The organism is uncultured Streptomyces sp. (assembly GCF_947488945.1).
Classification (GTDB): domain Bacteria; phylum Actinomycetota; class Actinomycetes; order Streptomycetales; family Streptomycetaceae; genus Streptomyces.
The window spans coordinates 1-464 of the sequence record NZ_CANLBS010000087.1; the positions used below are offsets into that span (position 1 = coordinate 1).

Here is a 464-nt window from a genome sequence, read left to right on the forward strand (position 1 = left end):
CTGTACGACACGGATCATTCGCTCAAGGCCGGTCCGCGCGGTCCTGTCCTGCTCCAGGACCACCATCTGCGGGAGAAGATCACCCACTTCGACCATGAGCGGATTCCGGAGCGGGTGGTGCACGCGCGTGGGGCGGCGGCGCACGGGGTGTTCCGGGGGTACGGGACGGCGGCGCGGCTGTCGAGGGCGGCGTTCCTGGCGAAGGACGTGGAGACGCCGGTGTTCGTGCGGTTCTCGACGGTGCTGGGGTCGCGGGGTTCGGCGGACACGGTGCGTGACACGCGGGGGTTCGCGACGAAGTTCTACACCGAGGAGGGGGTGTTCGACCTCGTCGGGAACAACATTCCGGTGTTCTTCATCCAGGACGCGATCAAGTTCCCGGACGTGATCCATGCGGGGAAGCCGCATCCGGACCGGGAGATCCCGCAGGCGCAGAGCGCGCACGACACGTTCTGGGACTTCGT

Annotated in this window: 1 protein-coding gene; it reads left to right on the top strand. The window is 67.5% G+C overall.

The window, feature by feature from the left end:
- A partial coding sequence (locus Q0994_RS33935) for a catalase (protein ID WP_299542591.1) occupies window positions 1–464 on the top strand: 464 nt, incomplete at both ends.